Origin of the sequence: Soehngenia longivitae, assembly GCF_004684055.1 — a bacterium.
GTDB classification, from domain to species: domain Bacteria; phylum Bacillota; class Clostridia; order Tissierellales; family Tissierellaceae; genus Soehngenia; species Soehngenia longivitae.
Genome location: NZ_SRIB01000001.1, coordinates 112,501 through 125,969, shown reverse-complemented (window position 1 = coordinate 125,969; position 13,469 = coordinate 112,501). Strand labels below are relative to the sequence as shown.

The window sequence follows — 13,469 nt, the reverse complement described above, 5'->3', positions numbered from 1 at the left end:
TAATATATTAATTCCTTTAAGGCAATTCTCAAAATTGGTGCTTTGCCCATTTAATTAGATCCCTTTAAAAATTATTATTAGATATCTTTGACTTGAGATTTTTTTACTTCATAACCTAACTTGGCAATAACATTTTCTGCATCATCTATTGATGCTTTATTTTCATCGAAGTTAAATATCACTTTACTTGAATTGAATAGCACATTTATACTAGGAATATCCACACCATCTATGGACTTAATGCCATTTTCTATCTTTTGCATACATGATGGGCATGTCAAAGTTTCCAATTTAATTGTTGCTTTTTTCATATTAATCCTCCATTCCTATCTTCATTTATATTATACGCCTTATCAAATTTATTTTACATTGATTTCTATCAAAATCATTCAACTGCTTACTAGTTATCACCTTAATTTATAGCCTAATAATCTCATGCCATTTAGGATAACAACAAGTATACTTGCTTCGTGTACCAACATTCCGATGGCCATGTTCATCCATTCACTAAAAAACACGCTTACAAGTAGAATCAATACCGCTCCTATCGCAATCAGTATGTTTTGATGCATATTGTTGACAGTGGCCTTTGCCAAACCCAATGCATGTGGTAATCGTCCAAAATCTGAATTCATTAATACCACATCAGATGTTTCAATAGCTACATCTGTACCACTTCCCATAGCAATTCCAATCTGCGCCAATGCCAAAGATGGGCTGTCATTAACACCATCTCCAACAAATGCTACTATTTGTCCTTTGGCTTGAAGCTCTTTGATATAATCCTGCTTGTCATTGGGAAGCATGTGCCCATGGGCTTCAGTAAGTCCAATCTCTTTCGCAACTAAATCAACCGTTTCTTGATTATCTCCTGATAGTACAACTAGGTTTTTAACTCCTAGCTTTTTGAGCTTTTGCAAATCTTTCTTGACACCCGGACGGATTGGGTCACGAATCCCCATCAAAACCTTTAATTCTCCATCCATTGAAGCAAGAACCAATGAGTTTCCTGCTGACTGCATCTTGGAGATGTCTTCACGAACTTTTTTATTTAAAGTTACATTCTCTCTTTCCATCAAAGCTACATTTCCAACTACCATTCTGTGACCACCTATTTTGGCTACTATACCACCACCTTTTATGACATCTGTTTTCTCTATTAAATGAGTTTTTGTATCACCGATGTATTCAACAACAGCATTGGCTAAAGGGTGATCTGATTCCTTTTCAACGCTTGATAGGTAACTTAGTACCTCATCACTACTGCCAGAGTATATTATATGATCAACAACTTTTGGATTGCCTATTGTAAGTGTCCCAGTCTTATCGAATACAATAGTATCTACTCTGCTAAAATCACGAATAACTTCACTACCCTTTAAAAGCACTCCATGTTTTGCACCATTTCCAATTCCTGCTACATTAGATACTGGAACACCTATCACCAACGCTCCAGGACATCCTAGTACAAGTATAGTAATTGCCAGTTCGATGTCTCTTGAAACCAACCATACTATGAAGGATAGAACTAACACTGCTGGTGTATAATATTTTGAGAACCTATCAATAAATCGTTCAGCTTCTGATTTAGAATCCTGCGCCTCCTCCACCAGTTCAATAATCTTTCCAAATGTGGTATCTTCTCCTACTCGGTCTGCAATAATTTGAAGGGTTCCATTTTCCAATATAGTCCCAGCAAACACCTTGGAATCCTTCTTTTTAGTAACTGGCAGGGACTCTCCCGTTATACTCGCTTCATTAATATGTCCCTCTCCAGTCACGACAGTACCATCAACAGGTACTTTTGCACCGGTTTTAACAAGCAAGATATCCCCTACATCAACTTCATCCACTTCAACCATTTCAAACTCTCCGTTATCCATCTGCTTTAAAGCACTTTCCGGAGCCATTTCCGTTAATTCCTTGATGGCAGATCTAGTTTTATTCAATGTTCTTTGTTCAAGATATGCTCCAAACAAAAACAGGAATGTCACAATGGCTGATTCTTCAAAGTTCCTTATTAAGAAGGCCCCCACTACTGCAATGGTTACCAGAACATCAATGCTGACAACTTTAACCCTAAGCGCTTGATATGCTTGTATGGATATTGGAGCTACTCCTATGACAGACGCAATGACCAATGCCCACAGGAAAATTTCAGTGTTACCAAAGCCTAATTTGCTTATGAATGCAGTAACAATTAAAATCAAACTCATAAGTGTTATGTGATTTTTTCTACTTAATATCATTTTTTGCAAACCTACTCACCTCACTTCACTCATAGAAATCACCTTGACATAAATTCATTCTAATTCCAATAGGCCTCATTGACTTTTGATAGCATGTTGTATACTGATTCATAGGTTTCACAAACATCTCCTGGAACCTCGTAGTTATGAGTGATTTCAGACAATTTATTGAACTCATCATCAAGATTAGGCTTTTCAGCTTCTGATTCATTTATTTTTTTGAGAATTATATTGAACACTTTTCGCACCTCATGGAATTCAAGATGATTACCTCCATGAACTCGATCCACAATTGGGATTAATTGTTCTAATTTTTTAAAATATTTTTCCTTTGCTTTTGTAAAATTTTCATTTTTATTCATCACACATGCTCCTTCCAAATTTTTATTTGACTTTTGTTGTACTTTAATATTATCAATAAATAAATAATAAAACATTGATATACATCAAAATTTGAAATAAATATGTAGCCATTATCAATTAATTTCTCTTCAATATTCTCAGCCCTTAATCAAGCAATCTTTCAAATACAGCTTTAAATAAAAAACCGACTCAGATCATTGATCCAAGTCAGCCAGCTAAAATATTATTACCCACTACACTCAATCGCGGTTAAAGATTCTTAAGATGAAGTACTTATCGATTTTTTTATGTATTTTTCAGCGGCCTCCATCTAAGGTTTTTTTTATAGATATATTTGTATGCTTAATTAGTAAATTATATAAGTAAATTAGATCACTTTTTCAAAAACAGTCTTATTTAGTCTTACAAACTTAGTGATCTAATTTTGTTTTTTCATTTGCACATAATGACTTCAAAGCGTAAAAAAAATACAAATCTGAGAACCTTTCCCCAAGTTGGTGCCACAGCATTCTACATTAGTTCTTGCATATTATCTATCCTACCAACATCATCAAGGACAAATATGCCATACTTATATTAAACTATTGTTCATCTTAGTAGTAATTATTGAATGTTTCACAGTCATCCTGCCAAATTTCCATATTCACTTTAATGATATCACATAAATCCTCATATCTATCTTTAGAAATATATCCATGCTCGTTCATACACTTATAAAATTTCTTAATACTTGCTGCGGTTGTTTTTATGGTGCCTGGTGTCGACCACATACACTTTCGTATAAAAAAATATCCTAAAAATATATCTATCATGTCACTACATCCTGCCGCCATCTCCAAAGGTTCTTCTCTCAAAAGATATGTGTTAATGTAAAAATCTACATTATTTAGATGTTTTTTTATTGTCTTTTGACTTAAACCAGATGCCATTAAATCTTTTTCGAATATATCGAGATATTCATAGTTTTTGGCTTGTTGTAATTTGCATAATTTTTCGTACTCTTCATAGGTCATAGAATCATCTCCAGTTTTTTAAATATTATTAATCAAGACGTACATCTACATCTTCATCTCATCAGAACCTATCTCGAATATAGCATTTGTGGCAACTGTGATTCTCGCTCTTTGATTTGTTCCAAACTTGATCCTACAGTAATAACATATATGCTGATAGGGAATTGTATTTGATTTGTTTCTCCAAAGAAATGCATTTTAATTATCTTCTGTTTTTACTGTAATTTCTTCATACATACTGTTATCCGTTTTATTTAAAATAATCCCAACAGTCATTTTTTTAGCTGTAGCGTTGTTTTTTCAGTTTATTTACTGATAAAGACATCCATTCCTCTTTCAGTATCTATATGTCCATAATATCCAAATGGTTGATTGTCTTTTCCACCACTAAAAATGATATTATCTGCTACAATATTTTCTCTACCATTAACTAGTTTTATTAAGCTATAATAATCATTGCCCTTATATCTAATAAATAATATTTCATCATTAGATATACTTATAGGCATAAAGTCAAAGTTATCTCCCTCTGTTATCTTCTTTACCTGTGAACTATCTAAATTATATTCATAAATGCTATATGATTGTTTCTCCCATTCATTATAAATTTGATTATAATCCCCTAAAGTTTTGGGATTTACAGCTTCAGTAGCTGAATATAATAATTTCTTGCCGTCCAAAGTAAAACTAGGGGTCATAGTAACTAAGTCCTCATCTGTAACCTCGATACTATTGTAGGATTTATCTTGGTTTATATTTAATAGGACTACTTTCTTGTTTACAAACATATCTCTACCAGCACCTTCTATTAATCCAATCATATGGGCACTTGGATTTATAGCTAAATGATTTTTATAGGATAATGTATCTATACCAGTCAGTTTTGTATGTGTCTTTTCCTTTACATCATAGATACCTATGCCTATTACATCGGAGCTTAGAGAAGCTGAAGCAGGCTTTTCCATTATATAAATGTATCTTCCATCAGCTGAAATATCCCAAACAACAGGATTGTAACCCATCATTTCATCTGTTGATCTTATGCCTTCTATGATTATATTTGTAGAAAATTGCTTTTTATTTTCATCATAATTATTTAAGTCTATTTCTACTATCCCATCATTGCTCCAAAATTCTCCTTCTGCTGTAGTCCACCTATTCTGTCTTGAAGCGTAAACCTTATTGTTAGATGCCATTAGTCCTGTATAATAGTAATCTTCTGAATGTGTCTTTTTTTCTTTAGACAGTACATTGTATACCGTAAATCCCGGTTTTTCATTGGAACCATATACTATTGAGGTATCATCAATCCAATCATAGGATCTATAATAATGCTCAATCCCATCATCTATTATTTCATAGCTTTCATCTTTTACACTATATATAAAAAGACTACCATCCTTAGTATAGGCTATATAATTTCCCGAGCTGGATATTAAGGGATACTCAAAACCATTACCATCATGAACCTTTGTCTCACCTTTACCATTTAAATAAGAATAATAAAGTCCATCTTCCTTGATATATACTACCAACGAATCATTATTAGGCAAAATACTACAGGCTGTGATAAAACCTGATAATAGTATCAAAATCACTACAAATAAGGATACAATCTGTTTTTTTCTGGATATTCTAAAAAAATATACCATATTTTCTAGTCTAGTTTTTAATTCTTTGCCACTTGAACCCATTGATGTTGTAAGAGTGTTCCTTCCTACAATAGAATTATCTATTAGTGTTAAAATAGTATCACCATAATATTTTCTATCTTCAATATTCATATAATCTACTCCTTTTTCATCAATTGAATATTCACAGTATCTATCTATTTCTCTTAACAAAATATAGATTATTGGATTAAACCAGTGAATTGCATTTATAATAAGTCCAAATGCTTTCGTTATAATATCTTTTCTTTTATAGTGATTTAATTCATGTAGAAATATCGTCTTTTATCTTTTGTCATTGTCATCTATGCTTGGAATTAAAACCATAAGATTTATTATCCCTATTAGCATAGGAGAACCAATTCTCTTAAAAGTTCTTATAGAAATCCCCATCTAATTTCTTTATATGACATATTTAAGGTATACTTCATAAACAGCACTTGCTTACTTATTTCATCAATTGAATTTGCTTTTCACTATAATAACAGCTGAGCGTAAGTTGTAACTGTAATGCATTTTTTTACTTTATGGCGGCTTTTGATGGAATTTTAATTCTATCCGCTAATACCTGTTTTTCATCCTAAAAATCTCAATTGCTTTTATGGCATCTTCTCTTGTGTAAATGTCAACTTTTATGAATATTATATTTCCCTCTCAACTTTTCCAGCTATTAATTGTATAATAATATTATTCATAGAGAATTTTCTCCTTTCTTTATTTTGGTTTTTGTAATTACATTATATCAAAAGGAGAATTATTCTCTATATTTTTTGTTCTTTGTCTAACAATTATTTTATATTAAGTCCAGTATGGTTGGGTGTTTCAATAGACACCAGCATCATCAAAAAATTCTCCGAAACGAAAAGTACATGGGTGACGCCCTGCTCCAGAATACCTATACCACGGACTTTCTGACAAGAAAGTGGATCAAAAAACAGCACCAACCGGACTGTAAACGAACTCCTGCTACAAGAAGTCACAGTCAAAGCCATCAATCAGATTTTTACTGACAGGGACAACTTCCTGAAAACCCCGCACAGGACTACGATGCCAGTACAGATGAGATTTTCCGGCTCCGTGGCCAGAAAGAAAAACCAGAGTATGATTCTCCGAATTTATTTTACAATATAAACTTGTTCATCCTTTGTTCCTGGATTTTCTTGAATCGCTGTGAAAAATAATGTTTTATACACTAACTGATCAGGATTCCGTGAATCATAAATTGTCTCATGCCGAAATCTTGGTACCTGATTGAACAGCGTGACCGCAATATAATCGGATATCATAAAAGCTCCAAATAATAAAACGATGCATCCGGAAACAGTCAGTATACGTAAACTTCGTTTAACCCCCACAGTCCAAATAATGAGGTATATACCTTTAACTAAAAAAATGCTTCCCAAAATAGCATAAATACTTCCCCAACTGCTATCGCTTGGAAATATAGACAGTGCTGACACAATAGTGAATATACCAAAAGCTGACATCAAAATGCCGATTACTTTTTGTTTTCCGTTCTTTACTTCATTTCGACTGTATTCTGCCATAGAGACGGCAGTATCTCTTGTTTCATGATTCATATTTTCACTTTTCCTTTCTCCATTAATGATTTCAGGTATGCTCACATCATAAAAATCAGCTATCTCGACCAGCATACCGATATCTGGCATATTGCTTCCGGTCTCCCATCGAGATATTGTTCTACTGGAAACATTGAGCTGTTCAACCAAATCCTCCTGCGTCAGGTTTTTCTCTTTTCGGAGTTCCTTAAGGAAAGAACCTATCTTGACTTGATCCATATGGGTTACCTCCTTTCTATGTTAGAATACTATCTGGCAGCATTTTTAAACACGACACAAAGCGAGAAATGTTGTATTTTGGGTATTAGACACATTTGGCTATCTGACATCTATCTTACATCCACAATCTCTTGACAACTAATACACTAACTCAACCCTCTGATGTCTAACTTGGCAACTCAACCTACACAACCTACATACTTTTCCGACTAATTTCCCTATCATAAACATTATTTATTTAATTATGTTTCATTTAATTCTACCACTCGCCATATTTGTTATGCTTCAGCTTTTTTTTATTAGACTTTTTCAGTGGTCCCTAAATTATCTTTTTAATTTTACCTTCTTCAAGGTATATTATTCGATCATAATTATTTAAAATATCTTCTGTTATATCATGTGTAACCTCTATGATGATCTTATCTTTCAATGACATAATATATTCTTTGATGATTTTAGTATTATTAGAATCTATACTAGAAAATGATTCATCCATTAATATTATAAGACGATTTGCAACTAACATTCGTATAATCCTTAGTATCTGTCTTTCTCCACCGCACTATTGAAGATTGTAATGTTATTTAAAAAATTTGTTTGAAATAAATATTCAATTTGATCAATTGAAAAATGTAATCTTCTCTATCAATTTCTTCTAAACGAATTTATTGAAATCTACTTTCCCTTTTCAATGAATAAAAAGGGCACTAGAGTTAATTATTGGTTACATTCTTCTACTGAAATAATAGCCTATTTTCAATAGTTTTAGCGATAAATTAGTAAATAATATCAAATTCGATAAAATACCTCTTACCCTAGGGAAAATTTAGTTTACGTAAAGGATCAAATTTCATTTTTAAACACATTCAGCATTTTTGTCAGTATACTTTTTCCTATCTATTGTCTTATACATCAAAATAATATATCCAATAGATAATAATGACATTATACCAGCCGTCATCCATGCAGTTGTAATAGAAAAGATATCTGCAACCATACCAAATAAAACAGATGCCATTACTTTACCTAAAGAATTGAATAAAGATGAATAAGATATCATTGTTGCTCTTTTTTCATCATCAATATGGTTATTAATCAGTCCCCTCTGTGAAGAATTAATAACTGCGCATATTAATTCCTGCAAGAGTATCATTGCAGTTGCAAAAATGAATCCCTCTATAAAATTCATACTAATCATACTTATTGCGAGAACTATTAATGAAAAAATAAATATTGTTTTTCTTTTGTATTTTAATCCTATGTATTCTAATATCTGATTTCCTGCCACTAATGCAAGTTGTATCAACACCCACACAAATGATAGGTATATATAAGATGAATCATCAGATATCTGTTTAAGATATACTGACCAGAAAATCATCAATGGAGAAAAAATAAAAGCTATAATTATATTAAAATTATAAACATATAATAACTTTTTTTCAGATATTATATGTTTAAATCCCGCTTTGATATTAGCAATCGAACTCTTATATAGATTTATGATTGATATTTGATTGATTTTATTTTGTTGTTTTGGTTCTTTAATAAACATTAAAACCATAAAAATAAATATTAGTGAGGTAATCATTGGAGCAAACCAAATGAGGTTCAATGAACGATCTGCAAACCATGTTCCAATAAAACTACCTAGTATCATTGCTATACTTTGTAGTTTAGCGGAAGATGCGAAAACAATGTCAATTTCTGAATCTTTAAATTTACCTTCATTAACAGCCCATGCTTCAATTGTACCTGATTCAAGCGAATAGCTCATTCCCCAAAATATTTGCCCTATTATTATTATCCCAATATTCATGCCTAATTGAAAACATAACATTGCAATAAACAGAGCTATACCAGCAAAAATAGCTGTACGTCTTTTACCAATAATATCGCATACTGCTCCACTTGGTACTTCTAAGCATATAGATGTCAAAGTAAAAACAGCACTAACCATATTTGCCTGAAAAATTGATAATCCTTTAGACAAAAGATATAAGACGTACACCGCTCCGATAATTCCGGTATGTACAAAAAAGATTGTTTCAAGTAGTGTAAATTGAAATTTAATTTTTTTCTGTAATTCATTCATGCACTATCACCTTATAACTTATTTAAATGAATATCCTAAACAGTTTGATAATAACATTTATTAACTATTAATACAAATTTTAACATACTTATTGGAAACTTACATACCATAAATCCTTGATTTTCAACTATAAAATTACTTTTTACTGTTATGCTTTTAAGTTATATATATTAGATGCAACCATAGATTCAAGCTATCTCCTATAGTATCTGATAATGTTTCAACTCTAACCACCACTATAATTTTATATATTACACTTTTATGGTTTATAGATTTCATTTGGTTTATTTAGCCTTTTTTATACTTTGTTTAACATTTTCATTAGCTGTGGTATGGATTTTGCGTTTTATTATCTACTATACAAAATAAAAATAAGGGTACCTGACATTATCATCTAAGGCAGAGTAGCCAAAAGGAATGATCTGTGTCTGGAAGCCCATATTTATAAGCATTTTGAGTTTTCTATTTATCTACCCTGGGCATCAATATCAAGCCTCAACATGAAAGGGAGTGGATTACACTCTTTTGCCACCTTTCGCACTAATTCCCGACGCAAAAGGACTGACAGTTGCATTTCCACCAGAGAAACTTTTAAGAAAAACGCAAAAAAGCCCGTCTGCATAGCACAGTCGGGTACAAAGGAATTGTTAATAACTAGATTATGATGTATGTGTTCATATTGATAAACAGGATATTCTGTAGTTAAATTATGATTATTTTTAAATAACACATTTATGTAAATATAAGTTATACAGATAACCTAATATCGCTTCAACAAATACGCAGTGGTGTAGACACTGTATTGCCTAACACATAAAAAATCACCCAAACCAAGTGATTTTGGAGGGCTAAATATTTAGGCACATTAGAGCGCCCGCCAAAACACCATTTTTTTATTTGGCAGGTATGATTTTTAATTTTCCTAGAATTTCAAAAAGAATGGAATGTAGATTATCTACCGATTTCCATTCTATCCTATAATTGTTTTTCAATAAAATTTATCATTTGTCATTCCAACTTTTCTCTTCTATTGAGATACTAAATTTTTCCCAATATGGAGTCATGATTTTTTTGAAAACTTCGACTTCATCATCATGTACATTGAACAAATACAATTCAGTGCCATAATGTTCACTAGAAATCTTGTTTTCAACTATAATTGTAAAAAACTCTGTCATTTTATTGTAGACATCCTTATCCACAGGTTCAGGCAAATTCAATAATTCTTTTATCATTTGTTCTGTTACTATACCTCTAATTGCTGTTTGCAAATTACTCTCAATTTGAATAGGACGGCCATAAGTCATAGCTTTTTTTATTTCTTCCTTTTCTTCATTCCAGCAACGGATTTCAAACTCATCCCCCTGTTTTACAAAATGCTGAATAATTTGTTTCCACCAGTCTGAATTAACATTATGGTCTAACATTTGAACTTGTATAGTTTTCATTTTTTGCTCTCCTTGTAAAGTGGCATATGAAAAAATCATAGAATAAGATTTAGTATTAGCTTAACACTTTTCAACTCAATAGTCTATGAGGTAGTAAAAGAGGCTGTAGTGAGCAGCCCCTATTACTTGTTAATCAATATTTAACTAAAGTTGGGTCTGAAAGTGGAATTATAGGTACCGGATCCATAGGTATTACTAAGTCTGCAATTACAACAATAATTACGCCCCAAATTGCAATAGTTGCAAGCCAATCAGCTTCTGATAAAGCAGCTTGTACTACATTTTTAGCAGCGGCAACAATATCACCAACAGCAGATGTCCAGTTCTTATAACAATTATCTATTAAAACTTTTTTAGATACACTTTCATATAAATAAAGACAACTGCTGTTTCCTGATAAATATTTAACAACAGTCTAGAGAAATCAAACATATGTGACACAGACCTCTGAAAAATTGTCTCTGAATAATGCTGTGGTTTTAATAAATTGCTAATAATTATTTTTGTCAAGGTGAAAAGCGATAGCGTCCCTTGATTAAATAATTATTTGTAATATCATTCTAAGTAGCATTTTTAGACTAATATTCTTCAACTATCTCATTTGGTGTCTTAAAATTTAATACTTTTCTTGCTATGTTATTGTATCTATTGTTATATCTTTTGAATGCTTTTTCCATTTGCTTATAACTACTAAACCATCTTCTACTATAGAATAATTCATTATCTATTCTGTGACTTCGCTCTACTATGCCGTTTTGCCATGGTGAATATGGTCGTATATGTTCGTGTTTTATATCTAGTTTTTCTAAATACTTTTCAAATCTTGTCTTCTTATTTGTAATATCTTGATCGTTAACAAATTCATTTCCATTGTCTGTTTGCACTAGTTTAACTTTAAATCCTAACTTATCTTCTAATCTTTTTAAAAAATTAGATGTACTGCATGTGCTAAGTTTATTAACTAATTCTATAAATATCTCTTTCTTAAATACTCATCAATCGCTGTTATTTGGTAGTATCTACTATGACAATTTGCAAAACCAATACATTCATTGGGTACATACTTTACATCTATTTGCACTTGTTCTCCTGGATAAGTAGCTGGATCTGGGTCTTTATGATATTTAGATTTAGGATAACTTTTTTGTTTCTTTGGTTTGTTTAATTTCATTTCCCTTATTTGTCTGCACATGGAGTCATAGGTTTTTATATAGCCTGTATTTTTTAGCTTGCGATATACTTGTGCCAGACCCTCATGGCGATGATAATAGTGTTTTTGTCTTATTAAGCCCAATTCCTCCTGTGTGTGTTGATTAGGATGAGAATCTAGTTTTGTGCTTTTATTTGCCAAAGATTATATAGCTCCGTCATACTTTTTTCGCCAACGCCATACCTGCTAACGACTAGTATGATATCTTCTAGCTGCTTTTGCATTGTTATTATTCTTTATAATTGTTCTCATAAGAAAGGATCCCTCCGATTTTTTTATATTGACAAATAACATTATATCAGAGGCCTTTCTTTTTTTATTTTTCTTGTCACAAATGTATTATCTCATATCAAAGAGTAAGTAACGATAATCCTTATTCAGAGTCACTTTTTAAAACAATGAAATATAGACCTAAATGCCCATCTAGATGATTTAAAGGTATAGATGAAGCAAAAAAATGGGTTGATAAGGTTGTAAAATGGTATAACTATACTCATTTACACCGTGGTATCAACTTTATCACTCCATATCAAAGACATTATGAACTTGACAAAAAGGTGATGGAAAAACGGAAAGGAACCTATAAAAATGCTAAAGCAAAACATCCAGAAAGATGGTCTAAAAACATTAGAAATTGGTCACTACCTGAATATGTATCTCTTAATCCAATAAGCGAAGAAGAAGTAAAAAATATCTTACATAAAAGCAACTAAGCTAAATAATAATAGATTTGTCTTTAGTAAATCAAAGACTTGAGATACCTATACGGTTGCTTATGAAGAAAGCAGTCCCCTTATATAGGTCTGTCTTTGTTTATCAAAACTATGTATATAGACGCTCTATGTCATTGGCAAATCAAAAACTAAGCATTGAAATATTTTTATATTAAATGCGACAACTTACTTGACAAACACTGAAATCTTATGTGCTTACAACGTTTCGCACTTGTCCTTCTACAATAAAGTTTTGCTTTTATAACAAATGTAATTAATAGGAATTAGGATGAAAACTCGAAAATATTGAATAACTTAAAACCAATAGTATAGGTTTTGTCATTTTTATCCTATTTTATATTTATTATGCGCTTCTGTTCCTTCATAGTGGAAAGTTCTTTTTATAAAAAGATTGCTGATATAATCTCTACGTTAAGATTATGTTCTCCAACGGAAACTGAAAGGTACATAATATTGTCCTCTTATATTGTGTACTTTTTTGATAAAACGACTATAAAGTAGATTTTACCTTTTTAGTTATTTAGTATTTTGATATTGCAACATGTAAATATATGGTATAGTTGTATTAAAGATAAAAATTAACATTTGTATATTGAAGTTACCCACAGGATATGGTTATTACAAATTATGAGAATTATTAATTAATAAGTAAATGTATTTAGAAATACTTCGTAAAAGAGTAGAAATGTATTCTTATGTATTATCTCATATGAATAAAGATGAGAATGTTAGCTTAGATGTATTATACAGAATATGTGATGTGCTCTATAGGAGGTAATTATATGAATCCTCAAAGGTATAAGAATGGCGACAAATTAGACCTCATGTTTTTTGAAGCTAAGAGGTTTGATAAATGACAAACTTGACCAAACTATGAAAATTTATAGG

The 13,469-nt window shown here is 31.4% G+C and carries 13 protein-coding genes; 2 read left to right on the top strand and 11 right to left on the bottom strand.

All coding sequences use genetic code 11. The features are described from left to right. Positions 1-77 precede the first annotated feature (77 nt). The 11 genes from E4100_RS00610 to E4100_RS09340 form a co-directional block, all read right to left on the bottom strand. Positions 78-311: a heavy-metal-associated domain-containing protein gene (locus tag E4100_RS00610; protein WP_135269828.1), complete on the bottom strand. Its 234-nt coding sequence runs from the start codon at positions 309-311 to the stop codon at positions 78-80. A gap of 96 nt (positions 312-407) precedes the next feature. After that, on the bottom strand, positions 408-2,249 hold the full coding sequence (locus tag E4100_RS00605; protein ID WP_209315208.1) for a heavy metal translocating P-type ATPase: 1,842 nt from the start codon (positions 2,247-2,249) through the stop codon (positions 408-410). Positions 2,250-2,308: 59 nt separating this feature from the next. Next, on the bottom strand, positions 2,309-2,611 hold the full coding sequence (locus E4100_RS00600; protein WP_135269825.1) for an iron-sulfur cluster repair di-iron protein, ric: 303 nt from the start codon (positions 2,609-2,611) through the stop codon (positions 2,309-2,311). A gap of 594 nt (positions 2,612-3,205) precedes the next feature. Next, positions 3,206-3,625, bottom strand: coding sequence for a recombinase (locus E4100_RS00595; RefSeq protein ID WP_135269823.1), 420 nt, complete (start codon positions 3,623-3,625; stop codon positions 3,206-3,208). Positions 3,626-3,930: 305 nt separating this feature from the next. Continuing rightward, a complete protein-coding gene (locus tag E4100_RS00590) occupies positions 3,931-5,574 on the bottom strand; it encodes a M56 family metallopeptidase (RefSeq protein ID WP_135269821.1) in 1,644 nt (547 codons plus the stop codon). Positions 5,575-6,410: 836 nt separating this feature from the next. Continuing rightward, positions 6,411-7,094, bottom strand: a complete 684-nt coding sequence (locus E4100_RS00580; RefSeq protein WP_135269819.1) for a helix-turn-helix domain-containing protein — start codon at positions 7,092-7,094, stop codon at positions 6,411-6,413. 319 nt (positions 7,095-7,413) lie between these two features. Then, complete coding sequence (locus tag E4100_RS00575; protein WP_135269817.1) at positions 7,414-7,620, bottom strand: P-loop NTPase family protein; 207 nt, start codon at positions 7,618-7,620, stop codon at positions 7,414-7,416. 330 nt (positions 7,621-7,950) lie between these two features. Then, positions 7,951-9,189 carry an MFS transporter gene (locus tag E4100_RS00570; protein WP_135269815.1) on the bottom strand — a complete coding sequence of 413 codons (1,239 nt, stop codon included), beginning with the start codon at positions 9,187-9,189 and terminating at the stop codon, positions 7,951-7,953. Between the two features lie 1,001 nt (positions 9,190-10,190). Further along, the gene (locus E4100_RS00565; RefSeq protein WP_135269813.1) at positions 10,191-10,637 is read right to left on the bottom strand and encodes a hypothetical protein; all 447 of its coding nucleotides are present in this window, start codon (positions 10,635-10,637) and stop codon (positions 10,191-10,193) included. Positions 10,638-11,215: 578 nt separating this feature from the next. Further along, a complete protein-coding gene (locus E4100_RS09345; RefSeq protein ID WP_486669505.1) occupies positions 11,216-11,608 on the bottom strand; it encodes an integrase core domain-containing protein in 393 nt (130 codons plus the stop codon). Continuing rightward, complete coding sequence (locus E4100_RS09340) at positions 11,605-11,988, bottom strand: hypothetical protein (RefSeq protein WP_209315193.1); 384 nt, start codon at positions 11,986-11,988, stop codon at positions 11,605-11,607. Before E4100_RS09340 ends, E4100_RS09345 begins: the two co-directional genes overlap by 4 nt. Before the next feature lie 419 nt (positions 11,989-12,407). Here E4100_RS09340 and E4100_RS09275 point away from each other — a divergent pair, with 419 nt between their 5' ends. Both E4100_RS09275 and E4100_RS09575 read left to right on the top strand, forming a co-directional pair. Continuing rightward, positions 12,408-12,560, top strand: a complete 153-nt coding sequence (locus tag E4100_RS09275) for a hypothetical protein (RefSeq protein WP_167792034.1) — start codon at positions 12,408-12,410, stop codon at positions 12,558-12,560. Between the two features lie 673 nt (positions 12,561-13,233). Next, positions 13,234-13,359: a helix-turn-helix domain-containing protein gene (locus E4100_RS09575; RefSeq protein ID WP_135269811.1), complete on the top strand. Its 126-nt coding sequence runs from the start codon at positions 13,234-13,236 to the stop codon at positions 13,357-13,359. Positions 13,360-13,469: the final 110 nt, after the last annotated feature.